This is a genomic window from Desulfovibrio legallii, assembly GCF_004309735.1.
Classification (GTDB): domain Bacteria; phylum Desulfobacterota; class Desulfovibrionia; order Desulfovibrionales; family Desulfovibrionaceae; genus Desulfovibrio; species Desulfovibrio legallii.
Genome location: NZ_SIXC01000005.1, coordinates 86,340 through 102,652 on the forward strand (window position 1 = coordinate 86,340; position 16,313 = coordinate 102,652).

Annotated in this window: 12 protein-coding genes; 7 read left to right on the forward strand and 5 right to left on the reverse strand. The window is 64.3% G+C overall.

Translation table 11 applies throughout. The features are described from left to right. Window positions 1-6: 6 nt before the first annotated feature. Window positions 7-1,014 carry an ABC transporter ATP-binding protein gene (locus tag EB812_RS05105; RefSeq protein ID WP_242621204.1) on the forward strand — a complete coding sequence of 336 codons (1,008 nt, stop codon included), beginning with the start codon at window positions 7-9 and terminating at the stop codon, window positions 1,012-1,014. Window positions 1,015-1,305: 291 nt separating this feature from the next. On the opposite strand, the gene thiE is transcribed toward EB812_RS05105, so the two are convergent. Further along, window positions 1,306-1,947, reverse strand: a complete 642-nt coding sequence (gene thiE, locus EB812_RS05110; RefSeq protein ID WP_118230598.1) for a thiamine phosphate synthase — start codon at window positions 1,945-1,947, stop codon at window positions 1,306-1,308. Window positions 1,948-1,965: 18 nt separating this feature from the next. Next, window positions 1,966-2,946, reverse strand: coding sequence for a DUF362 domain-containing protein (locus EB812_RS05115; RefSeq protein ID WP_118230599.1), 981 nt, complete (start codon window positions 2,944-2,946; stop codon window positions 1,966-1,968). A gap of 133 nt (window positions 2,947-3,079) precedes the next feature. On the opposite strand from EB812_RS05115, the gene EB812_RS05120 reads away from it, so the two are divergent. Both EB812_RS05120 and EB812_RS05125 read left to right on the forward strand, forming a co-directional pair. Beyond that, window positions 3,080-5,869: a mechanosensitive ion channel family protein gene (locus EB812_RS05120; protein ID WP_130957897.1), complete on the forward strand. Its 2,790-nt coding sequence runs from the start codon at window positions 3,080-3,082 to the stop codon at window positions 5,867-5,869. Window positions 5,870-5,902: 33 nt separating this feature from the next. After that, complete coding sequence (locus EB812_RS05125) at window positions 5,903-6,250, forward strand: cupin domain-containing protein (protein ID WP_118230225.1); 348 nt, start codon at window positions 5,903-5,905, stop codon at window positions 6,248-6,250. Window positions 6,251-6,321: 71 nt separating this feature from the next. Here EB812_RS05125 and EB812_RS05130 read toward each other — a convergent pair whose 3' ends face one another. The 3 genes from EB812_RS05130 to EB812_RS05140 all read right to left on the reverse strand — a co-directional run bounded on the left by EB812_RS05130 (window position 6,322) and on the right by EB812_RS05140 (window position 10,749). Continuing rightward, window positions 6,322-8,466: a methyl-accepting chemotaxis protein gene (locus EB812_RS05130; RefSeq protein ID WP_118230224.1), complete on the reverse strand. Its 2,145-nt coding sequence runs from the start codon at window positions 8,464-8,466 to the stop codon at window positions 6,322-6,324. Between the two features lie 321 nt (window positions 8,467-8,787). Continuing rightward, window positions 8,788-9,483, reverse strand: a complete 696-nt coding sequence (traT, locus tag EB812_RS05135) for a complement resistance protein TraT (RefSeq protein ID WP_118230223.1) — start codon at window positions 9,481-9,483, stop codon at window positions 8,788-8,790. A 525-nt stretch (window positions 9,484-10,008) separates the two neighbouring features. Beyond that, complete coding sequence (locus EB812_RS05140; protein WP_130957898.1) at window positions 10,009-10,749, reverse strand: hypothetical protein; 741 nt, start codon at window positions 10,747-10,749, stop codon at window positions 10,009-10,011. A 125-nt stretch (window positions 10,750-10,874) separates the two neighbouring features. Between EB812_RS05140 and topA the strand changes: the two genes are divergently transcribed. The 4 genes from topA to EB812_RS05160 all read left to right on the forward strand — a co-directional run bounded on the left by topA (window position 10,875) and on the right by EB812_RS05160 (window position 16,312). Then, a complete protein-coding gene (gene topA / locus EB812_RS05145; RefSeq protein WP_118230221.1) occupies window positions 10,875-13,121 on the forward strand; it encodes a type I DNA topoisomerase in 2,247 nt (748 codons plus the stop codon). Continuing rightward, entirely contained in the window at window positions 13,114-14,202 is a 1,089-nt protein-coding gene (locus tag EB812_RS05150; protein WP_242621205.1) for an XdhC family protein, read from the forward strand. Before topA ends, EB812_RS05150 begins: the two co-directional genes overlap by 8 nt. Window positions 14,203-14,347: 145 nt before the next feature. After that, window positions 14,348-14,989, forward strand: coding sequence for a thioredoxin (locus tag EB812_RS05155; RefSeq protein ID WP_118230219.1), 642 nt, complete (start codon window positions 14,348-14,350; stop codon window positions 14,987-14,989). A gap of 210 nt (window positions 14,990-15,199) precedes the next feature. Beyond that, window positions 15,200-16,312 carry an efflux RND transporter periplasmic adaptor subunit gene (locus tag EB812_RS05160; RefSeq protein ID WP_118230218.1) on the forward strand — a complete coding sequence of 371 codons (1,113 nt, stop codon included), beginning with the start codon at window positions 15,200-15,202 and terminating at the stop codon, window positions 16,310-16,312. The last annotated feature ends 1 nt before the right edge of the window (window position 16,313 follow it).

Sequence of the window (16,313 nt, forward strand, 5' to 3'; positions counted from 1 at the left end):
GCAGGCGTGTCTGCCGCGCGTTCAGATTGCCATACCCCGGCGCAAGGGGCCGCCCCTCTGCTGGCGCTGGAAGGCCTGAGCGTATTTTTCCGCACGGATCAGGGTCTGCTGCCCGCTGTGCAGGGGCTTTCCCTGCAGGTAGCTGCAGGCGCCGCCACCTGCCTGGTGGGCGAATCGGGCTGCGGCAAAAGCCTTACGGCCAGGGCCGTGCTGCGTCTGCTGCCCGAAAACGCCGTACAGCGGGGCCGCGTACTTCTGGAAGGCACGGACCTTGCCGCCTGCACCGGGCGTGAGCTGCGGCGCGTGCGCGGCCGCCGGGTGGGCATGGTTTTTCAGGAGCCCATGACCGCCCTCAACCCCGTGCTCACCGTGGGCAGCCAAGTGGCCGAGCCCCTGCGGCTGCACCTGCGCCTTCCCCGCGCGGCTGCCCGTCGGGAGGCCACGGCCCTGCTGGCTGAAGTGGGCATTCCCGATCCGCACAGCCGTTACAACGATTACCCCCACCAGCTTTCCGGCGGCATGCGCCAAAGGATCATGATCGCCATGGCCCTGGCCTGCGGCCCCCGCCTGTTGCTGGCGGACGAACCCACCACCGCGCTGGATACGACCATTCAGGGGCAGATTCTCCGTCTGCTGGCCGCCCGCAGCCGGGAACGCGGCATGGCCGTGCTGCTCATCACGCACGACTTGGGCATCGCCGCCCAAATGGCTGAAACCGTGGGCGTCATGTACGCCGGTCGCCTGGTGGAATGCGCCCCCGCCCAGGAACTCTTTGCCCATCCGCAACACCCATATACCCAAGGGCTGCTGCGCGCCGCACCGGCTCTGCGCCGGGCCGACCTGCGCCGCCTGCCTACCATCCCCGGCAGCGTGCCCGACCTCCGGCATATGCCCGCGGGCTGCCCCTTCCACCCCCGCTGCGCACACGCCCTGCCCCGCTGCGCAACAGAAATGCCCCCGGACCAGAGCCAAAACGCGCACCGCGTGGCCTGCTGGCTGACGTGTGAGCCGTAGGCTTACCTTCCCCTTACAAGCAGGTTTCTTGGAACATAGAGTACTTTTGAGAATATGTATTCCCAAAGGGTACGGCACGCGCGTTCCGGCGTCTGAGCGCGCAACGACAGAGTGGTGCTGCACTCGTAGCGAGCGCTGTCTTTGCCCGTAACTAGCGCTGCTGTCTTTGCCCGTAACTTCCTTCGTCGTAACGGGCCAAGCTCCTTCGTCGTAACGGTTGCAGCTACGCGTGCGCCTCCACGGCGGGCGTCTGCTTGCGCAACCGGTCAGGACCTTACAACGTTCAAGGCCCTAATATCCCGACTGCATGGCCTTGCGCAGGGCGGCCACTTTGGCGGGGATGTCCGGCGCACCCACAAGGTCGGTGATCAGGCAGCAGCAGCGTGCGCCGTGGCGGGCCACGTCGGCGATGTTGTGTTCCTTGATGCCGCCGATGGCCACCAGGGGCAGATCGATGTTCCGGCTCACCCAGTCCAGGTATTCCAGGCCCACGGGGTCCACCACGTCTTCCTTGGTGTGGGTGGCGTAGATGGGGCCCACGCCGATATAGTCCGCACCCAGGCCGCGGGCGGCTTCAGCCTGTTCCGGCTTGTGGGTGGAAAGGCCGATGAGCATGTCCGGGCCCACCAGAGCGCGCACCTGGGGCACGGGAAAGTCCTCCTGGCCTACATGCACGCCGTCGGCTTCAGCCAGAATCGCCAAGTCCACATAGTCGTCCACAATAAAGCAGGCGTTGGCCTCGCGGGTCAGGCGGCGGAGCAGGCGGCATTCCTCCAGCATGGCTCCGGCTTTGAGCTTTTTTTCGCGGTACTGCACAATGCGCACCCCTGCGCCCAGCAGGGCGCGGACCACTTCTTCCAGGGGGCGGCCCAGGGAAAAGTTGGGGTCGGTGATGGCGTAGATGTCGGTTTCTCCGGGCAGAATTCTGGGCATGGGCTTTCTCCTTGCCGTTCAGGGGTGGAATACGGCGCAGATGCGGCGTGCGCAGCTTTTGACAAGGCGCGCCGGGTGGAAAGACGTGTGGGCCAGACGCGCGGGCAGCACAAAGCCCGTGGCGTCAAAATCCTGGGGCCGCAGCAGGGGGTAGACCGGCGCGCAGCCCGCAGCAGCGGTGCCGGGAGCCTGACGGCGGATGAGCGCCGCGCCCAGGGGTACGGTGTGCGGCGCGCGGCCCAGCACGGCGTAGAGGGCTTCATCCAGGGCCGGGGCGTCGGCGCAGGCCCCCAGCAGGTTGAGGGCAAAGGGGTCGCCCTTGCCGGGGCCGGTAACGTGCATGGCGCGCACGCCGTCGGCCAGGGCCGCCACGGGCGGCAGGGCGGCCCAGAGGGCGGCCAGGCAGTCGGCAAAAAAATCCGGGTCGCGGCCTTCACGGGCGTGAACCACGGCCTTGCGCAGGCCGCAGACGCAGCCGAAGCAGTTTTTGACGGCCAGGGTCAGGAGCATCTGGCTGTGGGCCTTGACCCTGGGCAGGGAAAGGAGAGCGTCGCTTTCCAGGGCCAGACGGGCCACGCCGAAGCGCGGGGGGCGGCTGTGGTGCGGCGTGCGCCCGGCGGGCAGGGGCAGGGTCACGGGCACGGGGTCGTCCAGCTGGCGCACGTGCAGCCCCAGAGGCTTGAGGGCGGCCTCCAGCCCCACGGCGCGGGCCACGCCTGCGGCGCGGCCAAAGCCTGGGGCGTCGGCCACGCGCACCAGAGCGCCCTGATCCAGCAGCCATGCGCAGGCGGCGGCGACCACCGCGGGTGTGCTGCAGGCCAGAGGGCGGGCTTGCAGCAGGTTGGGCTTGACCAGCACCCGCGCGCCGCGCAGGGAGAGGCGCTCTGCCAGACAGGCCGCGTCCAGGGTCGCGCCCACCTGGCGGGGCAGAGTCGGAGCCGCATAGTCCGGGCAGCGGGCCAGGGCCACGGGCGTTTGGGCGGGAACAAGGGGGGTCATGCCTGAACTATGCCGCTCGGTGCGGCGCTTGTAAAGCGGCTCTTTTCAAACGGACGCTCTTGACGTATGCACAGGCAAGCGTACGGCCGCGCTTTTTGCGGCGGACGCCACTCTTTTTGGCAAGGATGGCAGCATGCGTGCAGTCATGATGTTTTGGGGCGCTGTTCTGGCGCTGGCCTGCGGGTTGTGGGTCGCCCCCGGCCCGGCAGGGGCGGTTTTGGCCGCCGAGAAAGCCGCTGTAGCAAGCCCGGCCAAAGCCGACCTGGACGCCAAGGGAGCAGCCAGAGCCGCCAAGGCTGAGGCCGCCAAGCCGGAGGCGGATAAAACTGCCGCCAAAACCGGTGCAGACAAGGCCGGCGACGCCGAAGCCGCAGACAAGGCCGACACCGGCAAGGCCAAAGACGCCAAGGCCGGTGCGGACAACGCGGCCCTGCCCCTGCAGGACCCGTGGGAAGCGGTCTGGACCAACCAGCGCACCATGCTGGATGAGGTGGACGACAAGGCCGCGCAGATGAGTGCGGATTTCAGCCAGCGCACGGTGAACCTGAGCGCCAGGGTGCAACCGTATACGGAAGAAGCCCGCCGTCTGCTGGTGTTGGTCAATACCTACAAAAACTGGCCCAACCCCATGGAGTCCGTAAGCCGGCGCATCACGGTGGTCATTGTGGACCTGCGCAAGCTGCTGGACCCCATGACGGCGGCCCGCAGCGAAGCGCAGAGCCTGCTGGAGCGCATTGGCTACCTGGCGGACAGCTTGCCGGAGGATCTGCAAGACAGCAGTCTGAGTCCTGAAATCCAGGATTACGCCCGCCGTCTGACTTTGACCCGGCTGCGGCTTACGGCGGTGCTGGCTCAGTTTGACGCCACTCTGGCCCCTTCGCTGGCCCTGATCAAGCGGCTGGAAAAGACCAAAGAAGACATCGGCGCGCAACTGCCCGTGCTGTGGAAGGACTATTACCTGCAGCGGCCCGTGCCCTGGCTTAGCCCCGATGCCTGGCGCGATTTTTCCAAGCAGATGAGTTACTCCCTGCAGGGCATGGTCCTGCGCCTGCCCGTGGAGATTCCTGTTACTCCGGACCGCTGGGGCACGGCCTTTGTGCGGCTGCTGGTGGGGCTGCTGGTTACCGGGGCCTTTTGCACGCTGCTCTATCGGCGCTATGCGGAGGCTGCCGCGCGTGACGCCACGGTACGGCACATCTTTCGGGTCAGTCTGCCCTGGCTTTGCGGGGGGCTGGCCCTGTTGGGCAGCTCCATTTCCGCCACGGGAGAGTTTTTTCGGCTGTTTCTGGCTGTGGGCAACCTCTGCCTTATTGTGGCCCAGCTCTATCTGGCCTGGGATCTCCGGCGGCTCAAGTATCCGGAGGTGACCCTGGAGCGCGCGCCGTTCTGGAACCTCATGCCCCTGACCCTGGGCGCGTATGTGCTGCTGTACCTGCCTTTGACCAAAGCGCTGGTGCTGCTCATCTGGCTGGGCATGGTCATTGCGGCCATGGTGCGCCAGCGCCGCCGCTCAAAACTGGATCTGGGGCCCCTGCATGTGGAGGCCAGCGTGCTGGAATGCGAGCCGCTGGCGCTTTGGATCTGCCTGCTGCTGACCCTGGCCGGGCTGCACATCTACAGCATGGTGCTTTATCTGCTCTTTGCCTCCACCTCTCTGGCCCTGCAACTCTGTCTGGGCGGCATGGCCAAGGTCAGCGAGCTCAACGACAACCTGCCCAAGGAGGGCGTGCGCGCCGCATTGGCCCATCTGGCCGTGGCCCTGGCCGCGCCCGTGGTGCTGGTGGCCGTTGTGATGGGCGTTTCGCTTTGGGTGGGCACCCTGCCCGGCGGCATGGCCCTCATGCAGCGCTATCTGTTGCAAGGGGTCAGCGTGGGCAGTACGCAGTTCAATATTGTGCACCTGCTGCTGATTATCACCATGTTTTACCTCACGCGCACGGCCGTGGCCATGGGGTCGCGCTTCCTGGCGCGTTTACCCAAGCAGGGGCTGAGCATCGACGCTACCCTGATCCCGCCCATGCAGACGGCCTTCACCTACGCCTTGTGGTGTTGCTTCGGCCTGTTTGTGCTGCGGGCGCTGGGCATGGAGCTGAGCAACCTGGCCATGGTGGCCGGCGGCCTTTCCGTGGGCATCGGCTTCGGCATGCAGACCATCGTCAATAACTTTCTTTCGGGCCTGATCCTTATTTTCAGCCGCACCCTGCAGGCCGGGGACGTGGTGGACGTGGGCGGCATTCAGGGCCGCGTACGCAAGATCAGCGTGCGCGCCACCATGGTGGAAACCTTTGACAACGCCCTGATTATCGTGCCCAACTCCGAGTTTGTGGCCAGCAGGCTCATTAACTGGACGCGCAACAGCCGCACGGTGCGGCGGGAAATCAAGATCGGCGTGGCCTACGGCAGCCCGGCCGACGAGGTTATGAAAATTCTGCTGGCCATAGCCAACAGCCACAGCAACGTGCTTAAATATCCGCCGCCGGCCGTGTCCTTTGACGATTTCGGGGCCAGCACCCTGGATTTTACCTTGCGTTTCTGGGTGCGGGACTACGATGTGAGCGTTTCCACGTCGTCGGATATTCGTCTGGATATTGAAAAAGCCTTCCGCGAAGCCGACATTGAAATCGCCTTCCCGCAGCTGGACGTGCACATCAAGGACGTGCCCGCGCCCAGGACGTCGCGCCCGGCCCCGCGCCCGGCCCCGCGCCCGGCGGCCGGTACGCCGCAGGGGACCGCGCAAAAGGCGGCCGCGGCCCCCAATGCGGCCCCTGACTCCGTCCGCCGCCCGCCGCTGCAGGCCAGCGGAGAACCGCGTCGCCGTCCGCGCCTGGTGGGCGGCAGGAGCCGCCGCAGGGCCGCGCCCGCTGCTGTGGCCCGGCCCGCCGCCAAAGCCGACGCAGCTGCTGCAGAGGCGGACGACAGTTGATCCCCCCCCGCACCCCAACCACGAGGAGGCTATATGATCCATCGCGCAAATGAACTGGAATCTTTTGAAAAGGAGATGTTCGGGGGCCCCGGCGCCGTACATTTTACCAAGATCGTGCCGGCCGAAGGCCTGGCCGACAAGGGCCGCCTGTTCAACATCGGTCTGCTGCGGCCCGGCTGCGCCGTGGGCGTGCACGGCCACAAGGGCGAAATGGAAATCTATTACATTCTGGAAGGCCACGGCCTGTATAATGACAACGGCAGGGAAGTGCCCGTGGGCCCCGGCGACGTTACGGTCTGTCCAGACGGCGAAAGCCACGGTCTGCTCAATAACGGCGATACGGACCTGAAAATGGCGGCGCTGATCCTGTTTACAAAGTAATATCTGATTTCGCGTAACCCTTTGGCGACAACAAAGGGGAGAGGGGGCCGCCGTGAGCGGCCCCCTTTGTTTTATCCCCGCTCCATATCTTCGATCAGTTTGTTGAGCCGGTGGGCCTGGTCGGCCAGGCCGGAAACGGCCTGGGCCGCACCGGCCATGGCTTCTGCCGTCTGGTGGGACATGCTGCTGATGTGGCTGATGCTCTGGTTGATTTCCTCGCTGGCGGCGGACTGCTCTTCGCTGGCGGTGGCAATGGCGTTGACCTGGTCGGCGGTGGCCTCCACGGTGCTGACGATTTCCTCCAGGGCCTTGCCGGACTGCCCGGCAAAGTCCGTGGCCTGGCCGATCTGGCGCACGGCATTGTCCACGCCTTCCATGCTTTTGGTTGTGCTGTTCTGAATGGCGGCAATGGCGTTGCCCACATCGGTGGTGGAGGCCATGGTCTTTTCGGCCAGTTTGCGCACTTCGTCGGCCACCACGGCAAAGCCGCGTCCGGCCTCTCCGGCGCGGGCGGCCTCAATGGCGGCGTTAAGGGCCAGCAGGTTGGTCTGGTCCGCAATGTCCGAAATAACGGCCATGATGCGGCTGATGGCCTGGGCGTGCTCATTGAGAAGGGCCATGTCTTCCTTGAGGCTCAGGGAGGCGTCGCGCACGCTTTCGATGCTCTGGAGGGACTGCTCCACAATGCGCGCGCCGGCCAGGGCGCGTTCGCGCGTTTCGGCGGAGGCTTCGGAGGCCTGACTGGCGTTTTGGGCCACTTCCTGCACGGTGGCGTTCATCTCGTTCATGGCTGTGGCGGCTTCGGTAAGGCGCTGGGCTGATTCGGCGGCCACGCGGTCGGACTGCTCAATCTGAGCTGCAAGCTCTGTGGAGGCCGAAGAAAGCACGCTGACCACGCCTTCGAGCTGTTCGGCGGCGGCCAGCATGCCGTCGCGCCGCGCATTTTCGGCCTTGGCGGTGGCGGCCTCGGCCTCACGGGTGGCTTGCCGGGCTTTTTCCGATTCCTCCTTGGCTTCGGCGGCCAGGGCTTCGGCCTTGCCGATGGTTTGCAGCAGGGAGTGGATCATGCCCTTGAGGGCGGTGCTCAGGGTCTTCATCTCGCCGCCGAAGGCGGCGTCATTAATGGAATGCTGCAGATCGCCGCCGGCAATGACTTCGGCGGTGCGGGCCAGATAGTTGACCGGCTGCAGCGAGCTGCGCACCAGCAGAAAGACGGCCAGCAGCAGCACGGCCAGCAGCGCGCCGCACAGGGTTAAGGTAAGCCTACTGATTGCAGTGGCCTGCGCCATAACTTCGCTCTCGGGCGCGGTAATGCTCAGGTACCAGTGCTGGTCGCTGCCTGCAATGGGGATGGGGTGAAAATAGCGCAGCACAACGCCGCCAGGGGCGGAAACTTCTTCAAAATAGGGCTGGCCGGCTTTAAAGGCTGTGGTGGCCGCGGTTTTGTTGCGCAACGCGCCAATGTCAAAGACGCTTTTATCAAGCAAGTCTTTTCTGTGGTGGACCATGATTTTCCCCTGGTCGTTCAGCAATGCGGCATAGCCCGTCGTGTAGGCCTTGATGTCGGTAATAATCTGCGTAAAACGCGCCAGAGAAATGTCCACCAGCACCGTTCCCCGAAAACTGCCATTGACCATTACGGGATAGACCACGGTGGACATGGGCACGCTTTTGCCGTTGATAGTGTAGGGCTGCGGGTGGGCAATATATGTCTTGTGCGTGGACTTGGGCACGGTGTAATAGGCGCTGGTCAGCTGGTCCCCCTGGTCAGAGATCTCGGCGCCGGTGGCAAAGTACGGCAGATATCGGCCGGAGGCGTCGCAGCCGGGGGCGGAGCGGTAGTCCGCATCCTTGCCGTCATAGGCGTTGGGCTCCCACATGGCCCCCACGCCGAAAAGATCCGGGTTGTTGCGCTGTACGCCCCGCAGCATGGTGTTCAAAACATCTCTGGAAGGTTCCTGCCCCTCGGCCAGAGCAAGGGCCAGGGCGCCGCCCAGGCTCCTGGTTTCACCGACGGCGCCGTCGATGAAGGCGCGGATCAGGTTGCCGTTTTCTCCGCCCAGGGCTGCCAGTTCCCGCTTTGCCACGTCGGTTACGGCGGCGGCGCTGCGCCACTGGATCTGCCAGGCCAGCAGACCGAGGCCCAGGACAAGGATGAGCGCAACAGGAATAACGACCTTGGGAACAATGCGCATTTGTTTATAGAAATTAAACATATTCCCTCCCTGTACTGCATGGGCTATTTTCTGTTGATACTAGTAAGTTACATATGCAAATTATGTTATGATAGTTATCGTTACGACATTTTGCGTATAAAGTTTAGCCATAGCAAAAAAATTACAAAAATAGTTTGCTTATAAAAGATTTTTATATTCTGCATATACAGTGTGTTACTAAGGATGCAGGTCTGAGAGCGTGCAGTATGCGGGCATAATTATGTATATAACAATGTGATATATAATAGTAACAGATAAAATATAAAAAAGCCGCTTCACAATGTGTGAAGCGGCAATGTCGGCAGTTCTGGTCTGCAGGGGTCAGGGAAGGGGCACGTTGCCTTCAAGCTCCGGGCCAGGTCCGGCGTCCTGGCCGCCGGCATCGGGCAAAGAGGCTGCGCCAGCGGCGTCGCTGTCGGCAGCGTGCAAGGCCAGGGCCAGCTCTCGGGCCAGGGCCTCCATAAAGTAGGGCGGCAGGCTTTTGCCCTGGCCCAGATCCTGCGCCAGCACCAGCCCCAGGCGCATCTGACTGCTGGAAATGGCGTTGCGGCTGCTGATGTTTTTGAGCTGGGCCCGGCCGGGCCGGGTTGCACTGGGCACCCGCCGCAGCACCAGCAGCACGTCCGCTACCATGGCAGTGGCTCCCCGGCCCGCAAGGCGCGAAGGCGCGTCGTAGCCCGCAGCGGCTACGGCCCGTGCCGTAGCCGGGTCCGTCTGGCCCGCGGCCAGCACGTTTACCTGCAGAATATAACCGGCCTGGCTGGGGTTGGGCACCAGCTCATAGCCGGTCTGGCGCAGCCGGGCCTCGGCCAGGGGGCGCAGGCCAGGGGCGCGGCCCGTATTGTCGCGCAGGCCCAGATAAACCTGTTTGGGGACGTCCACATCGCCGGCGGCGTCTTCCAGCGCGCCGGCGCGCACGACCTCCAGCCGGGCCGGGTCGCCCTGCTGGCGCACGCAGGCGCAGAGCGGCAGCAGGCAACACAACAGGGCCATAAGCACAGTACGGGGAAAAGCCATAAAAGCCTCGGTGGGGTCCGTGGCCGCGCGGTCACGGGCAGGGGTGTGCGGTACAGCGCTAGAGCAGTTAGCGAATGAAATGAGCTAACTGCTCTGCAAGGATTTTCTTGAAAATCCTTGCCACGAAATGCGAGAAGGCAGGCTTTTGCCTGCCGTAAGCGAACATTTCAAGTGTTAAATGCTCTAGGGGGCAGGCCGCGAGCGCCGTCTAAGCGGATTCGTACGGGGCTGAAACCGTACGCCCGCATCCGCGAAAGAAGCGGGAAACGTGCCTGTCCTGGCGGCAGGCCCATGCGGAACAACGTCCGCATGGGCGGGCTTTGCGCTCTGGAGCAGCGTACCGTTGAGAATATGTATGTTCAAAAGTTACGGCTGCTTGCTCCGGCGTTTACCCGCGCAACTACATAGCGCTGCGGTCTTTGCCCGGAATTTCTTTCGTCGTAACGGCTGCAACTGCGCTTGCGCCTCCACGGCGGACGGCTGCTGCATGGCAACGTTGCAATGCCCTGGCAGCGCGTCTTTGCTTTACGGCTGCAAGGCGTCCACGATTTTACGGCTCAGGGCGTCTTCCAGACCGGGCTGGCTGGCTTCGCGGCCCATGTTTTCGCCCTCGGCGGTGACGCGCACGCGGCTCCAGGCGTCGTCAGCGGGCTCACGTCCGTTGCGGCCGAAGCCCACCTGGGCCTCCAGGCCCCAGACGTTATACGAGCCGCCGTCCGTGAGGCCGATGCCCAGGCCCAGCAATGCGCCGCCGCCCACGCCCCAGGCCGCGCCCCGGCCGCCGCCCATGGCGCCGCCCAGCATGGCCCCCAGCACGGCGCCCGTGGCCGTGCTGCCCAGGGCCCGGCCGCCGCTTGCAGGGGCGCTGCGGGAATCCAGCTGGCGGATGTTCTCCACCCGCACGCGCACCACAATATCCGCATTTGCCGTGGCGTCGGCCGGGGTCAGGCCCCGGTCGCTCTGCAGATAGCCCGTGAGCATGGAGGCGAGATCCGCATTGAAAGTTTCGCTGCCGCCGTGCACGCCCACATGCACGCTCTGGCCGGGCTGCGCCGTTACCTTGGGCAGCGCCTCGGACCAGCCGGAACCGGCATTTTCGCCTGCCCCGGCGTCCGGACCCGAAGCGGCGGCCGGGCCGCCCGCGTCCCTGCTGCCGCAGCCCGCCAGCAGAAGGCAGATCAGCACAAGGCTTTGGAACAAGGGGCGGAAAGGCTGCAATCTCGGCGGCATGACGTCCTCTGGCTTTACGGCAGATTGTATCTGCATAGCGCATATCCAGTTCCCTGTCCAGACCGGCTCCGGCGCGGCGTACTTGACGCAATGCGGTTTTGTCGTATCTTGCCGTAACGGCGTCGGGGCATGACCGCACCGCCGCGCAACACGGGGGCAGCATGGGCAAACAATTGATTATTGTGGAATCGCCGGCCAAGGTGAAGACCATCAAAAAGTTTCTGGGGCCGCAGTACATGGTGCAGGCCAGCGTAGGCCATGTGCGCGACCTGCCCTCGGGCCAGCTGGCCGTGGATGAGGAGCACGACTTTGCCCCGCACTATGAAGTGATTGACGCCAAAAAAAAGGTGGTCAGCGAACTGCGCAGCGCCGCCGCCAAGGCCGAAACCGTGTTCCTGGCCCCGGACCCCGACCGCGAAGGGGAGGCCATTGCCTGGCACGTGGCCGAGCTGATCAAGGATAAAGCCAAGGACATCAAGCGCATCCAGTTCAATGAAATCACCGCCCGGGCCGTCAAGGAGGCCCTGGCCTGCCCCCGGCCGCTCAATGCCCACTTGTTTGAGGCCCAGCAGGCCCGTCGCGTGCTGGACAGACTGGTAGGCTACAAGATTTCGCCCCTGCTCTGGAAGACCGTCAAACGCGGCATTTCCGCCGGGCGGGTGCAGTCCGTGGCCCTGCGGCTTATTGTGGAGCGCGAGGAAGCCCGCGAGGCCTTTAAGCCGGAGGAATACTGGCTCTTCCGCGCCTTGCTGGCCGGAGAGACGCCGCCGTCTTTCAAGGCGGATCTGGCAAAAATCAACAACAAAAAAGCAGTAGTGGCCAATGCGGCCCAGGCCGAAGAGCTGGAGGCCGCCCTCACGGGACAGCCCTTTGTGGTGCAGAGTGTGGAGGAAAAGGAGCGCGAGCGCGCCCCCCAGCCGCCTTTCATCACTTCTACCTTGCAGCAGGCCGCCAACCAGCGCCTGAGCTATACGGCCAAGCGGACCATGAATCTGGCGCAACGTCTTTATGAGGGCGTGGAGCTGGGCGACAAGGGGCTTACGGCCCTTATCACCTATATGCGTACGGACTCCACCCGCATTGCCGACGAGGCCCGCCAGGCCGCCAAGGAATACATAACCGCTGCCTACGGCAAAGAATATCTGCCCAAACGCGCCCGGATTTACAAGGCCAAGGAAAGCGCCCAGGACGCGCACGAAGCCATCCGCCCCGTGGATGTGACCCTCACGCCCGACCTGGTGCGGCCCCACCTGCCGCCGGATCAGTTCAATCTGTACCGGCTCATCTGGGCGCGCTTTGTGGCCTCACAGATGGCCGGGGCGCGCTTTCACGATACGTCCGTGACCATCGCCTGCGCCCACACCCAGTGGAAGGCCAAGGGCGAGCGGCTGCTCTTTCCCGGTTTTCTGGCGGTCTTGCCGCGCGGGGCCCAGGAGGAGGCCGCGGCCCTGCCGCCCCTGCACGCCGGTCAGACCCTGGATCTGGAAAAGCTGGAAAAGGAACAGAAGTTTACCCAGCCGCCGGCCCGCTACAGCGAAGCGAGCCTGGTGCGCGAACTGGAAGAGCTGGGCATTGGCCGTCCCTCCACCTATGCAGCCATTATTTCCACCCTGCAGGACAGGGAATATGTGACCCTGGCGGAGAGGCATTTTATGCCCACGGATCTGGGCCGCGTGGTCTGCCGTCAGCTTACGGAAAATTTCGGCCGACTCATGGACGTGAGCTTTACGGCCAAGATGGAAGAAGATCTGGACAAAGTGGCTGAGGGCAAGGAAGGCTGGGTGGACCTGCTGCACGCCTTTGCGGGCGACTTCAACCCCACCCTGGCCGCTGCGGCCAAAAATATGCAGAGCGTCAAGGGCGGGCTGCCCGCCAACCTGGCTTGCCCGGAATGCGGCAAACCCTTGATGATCAAGTTCGGCAAGGCCGGGGCGTTTTTAGCCTGTTCCGGCTACCCGGAATGCCGCTATACCAGCAATTTTGAGCGGCGGGAGGACGGCAGCGTGGCCCCCGTGGCCCCGCAGAAGCCGCAGTACGAAAAAGTGGGGCAGTGCCCCCAATGCGGACGCGACTTGGTCATCAAACGCTCCCGCACGGGCAGCAGCTTCATTGCCTGTACGGGCTACCCCGAATGCCGCTACGCCGCGCCCCTTTCCACGGGCGTGCCCTGCCCGCGCTGCGGCAAGGGCCAGTTGGTGGAAAAAAGCACCAAACGCGGCAAGATATTCTATTCCTGCGACCAGTACCCCCAGTGCGATTTTGCCTTGTGGGACAAACCCGTGCCCGGACCCTGCCCGCGTTGCGACTCCCCCTATCTGGTGGAGAAAAAACAGCGCGGCGGCGGGGTCAAAGTTGTCTGCCCGGTCAAGGGGTGCGGCTATGTGCGGGAGGAGGAAGAGCATGAGTGAGATTGCCGGCGGCATGCCCGCGCCCCTGTGGGAAGAGACCTTGGAAGCGCGGGTGGTGGAGCTGCTGCGCCGAGGGGAAACCGTGGCCTTGGTGACCATTGTGCGCAGCGCAGGTTCGGCCCCGCGCCACGCGGGCACGCGCGCCTTGTGCACGGCCGCGGGCTTTGAGGGCACGGTGGGCGGCGGGGCGCTGGAGGCCCGCGCTATGGAGGCGGCCCGGCAGTGCCGGGAAAGCGGCCTCTCGGCCTTGGTGCGCTGCGACCTGACCGGCCTGGGGCCGGACAGCGACATGATCTGCGGCGGGCAGATGGAGGTGCTCTGCGAAGTGCTTACCCCTGAGGCCGCGGCGTTGTTTGCTTTGGCTACCGCCGCCCTGCGCGAGGACAAACGCGGGGCCTGGCTGGTGGACGTGAGCGAGCCTTCCCTTCCCCGACGGCAGTTGTGGCTGGAGGCCCTGCCCCCGGACCACGCCCTGCCGCCGCACGTTCTGGCCCATGCGGACGCGGCCCGCACGCTGCTGGAGGCCTGCGGCCGCAAGCCGGGCCTGGTGACGCAGGCGGGACGCAGCGTCTATGTGGAACCGCTCAGCGCGCCGCCTGTGCTGCTGTTGTGCGGGGGCGGGCACGTTTCGCTGGAGGTGGCCCGGCTGGCCCAGGCTTGCGGCTTTGTGGTGGACGTAGTGGACGATCGGCCCCAGTTTGCCAACGCCGAGCGTTTTCCCATGGCCCGGCACTGTCACGTGCTGCCGGAATTTGCCGATCTGGTGGAAACCTGCAACGTGGGGCGACGGCACTATGTGGCCATTGTTACCCGCGGGCACAGCTTTGACCGCGAGGTGCTGGCCCAGGCCCTGACCAGCCACGCGCGGTATATCGGCATGATCGGCAGCAAGGCCAAGAAGGCCCAGGTCTATGCGGCCCTGCGCGCCCAGGGCGTGCCCGACGCCGAGCTGGCTGCCGTGTGCTGCCCCATTGGCTTGCCCGTGGCCGCGGAAACCCCGCAGCAGATCGCCGTGGCCATTGTGGCGGAGCTTCTGGCTGTGCAGGCCGGGACGCTGCAGCGGCTGCGGCTGGAAGAGTAGGGGGCGTGCCGGTCGGCAGTGGCCGTTATTGCTTTTTCCCCTTTCGACAAACGTTTCTCCCCCTGTGTTCCTGGGCGCCATAACCTGACCGTCGCTTGACATTTGCCTTCCGTCACGACACTGTGAACGTGCACAGGCGGGTTTCATGGATGCGACCATCATTGCCGCGCTGGTTTTGTTCCTGGCGTTCATCATTTTTGACGCCCGCAGACGGACCGCGCAACAGCTCCGGCTTATCGCCGAAGAAAAGAGCGGCATTGCCGTGGCCTCCGGTATGACGGCCAGCATTGGCGTATTCTATCCCGACGTGCGCACCACGGTGGTCATGGGTGCTTCTGAAGACACCGGGATTTGCTACTACCGCGTCCTGCGCGACGGCAAGGTCATCAACCGCAGCAAGATCAGTCTGGGCAACATCGATCGCGTGGATCTGCTGGTCAACGGCACGGCCTATCGGCTGCAAGTGGACTCCTGCCAGGCCACGAGCTTTCTCAAGGCTACGGACGTGGCCGGCCGTTGTATGAGCCTGTTTTCGCCAGCCCAGTTGCAGGCCGTGCAACGCGCCGGGCTGCGTCTGGTCTTTCGGGACGAAGGCGGCGCGCAGAAGGCCCTGGACATCACCGTGCTGCGTATGGGCGATGAACGCCACCGCTTCAAGCGCATGGAATTATTTAAGGACGCCGTGTGGTGGCGCACTTTTCTGGAGAGTGCCGGCGCACAGGCCCGGCATGATGCCGTCCCGCCGGAGCAAGCCCCCCAGCTGGAACCCGGTGAAAAATCTTTGTAATTTTTTTTATTCAAAAAATACGCTAGGTTATAGCTTTTTTATACGGTCAGTTAACCCCCTGGAATAGCGCGCTTTTTAAAAAAGTTATGGTCGGGGGCGTTCTGTTGCTTTTTCGTATGAACTGTGTTCATTACAGTTCCGTTCCCCCCGACAGTGGGCTGGGACCGCGGTTTTTGGGCGCAGGAGCGCCTGCCATTACGGAGTGATTGCATGATCAGACGAACGCTTTTTTTCCTTTCCCTCAGCCTGTGCTGCCTGCTGGCGGCCTGCAAGAGCGACGAGAAGACCGCCGGGGCGGACATGCGTCTGCCCGTTTCGGTGGTGGACGTGACCGTGGCGGACGCGCCCTGGCCGGCGGAATACCAGGCCCAGGCGGCCGGTTCGCGTGCCGTGGAAGTGCGCGCGCGGGTACAGGGCATTGTTGAGAAACGCCTCTACGAAGAAGGCGACTTTGTGAAAGAAGGGCAGCTGCTCTTCCAGATCGAGCGCGACCAGTATGAGGCCCAGATGCAGCAGGCTCAGGCCCAGTTCACCAATGCCGAGCGCGAGTGGCGGCGCATCCGTCCTTTGTATGAAAAAAACGCCGTGTCGCAAAAGGACCGCGACAACGCCCTGGCCGCTTATGACAGCGCCCGCGCGGCCCTGCGCCAGGCCAGAATCAATCTGGACTACTGTCAGGTGACGGCTCCGGTTTCCGGCTACAGCAGCAAGGAAAACGTCACCCCAGGCAACCTGGTGAGCAACAATTCTCTGCTCACCTATGTGAACCAGACCGACCCCATGTACATCGACTTTTCCATCCCTGCACCTCGGCGCATGGCCCGGCAGACCCTGGCCGCGCAAGGACGGCTGCGCTTTCCCGAGGGCAACCGCTACAAGGCGCGGCTGCGCCTTCTGGACGGCAGCGTGCACCAGGGCGAGGGCGAAGTGACCTTTATTGACAGCCAGGTGCAGCCGGGCACGGGCGTCATCAAGGCGCGCGCGGTCTTTGCCAATGCCGACCGCAGCATCATGCCCGGTCAGTACGTGCGCCTGTATGTGGAAGGCGACGTGCTGACCCACGCCGTGCTCATCCCCCAGAAGTGCGTTCTGCTGACCCAGAAGGGCTCTATGGTCATGGGCGTGGACAAGGACGACACGGTTTATCCCATCCCGGTTACGGTGGGCGTGGCTGTGGGCGACAAATATCTGGTGCTGGAGGGCCTCAAAGGGGGCGAACGCATCATCAGCGAAGGCATCATCAAGGCCCGCCCCGGGGCCAAGGTGCGCGTGCAGCAGGTGGGCGGCCAGAAGGCGCCCCAGGAAGCCGCGCCCAAGAAGTAGG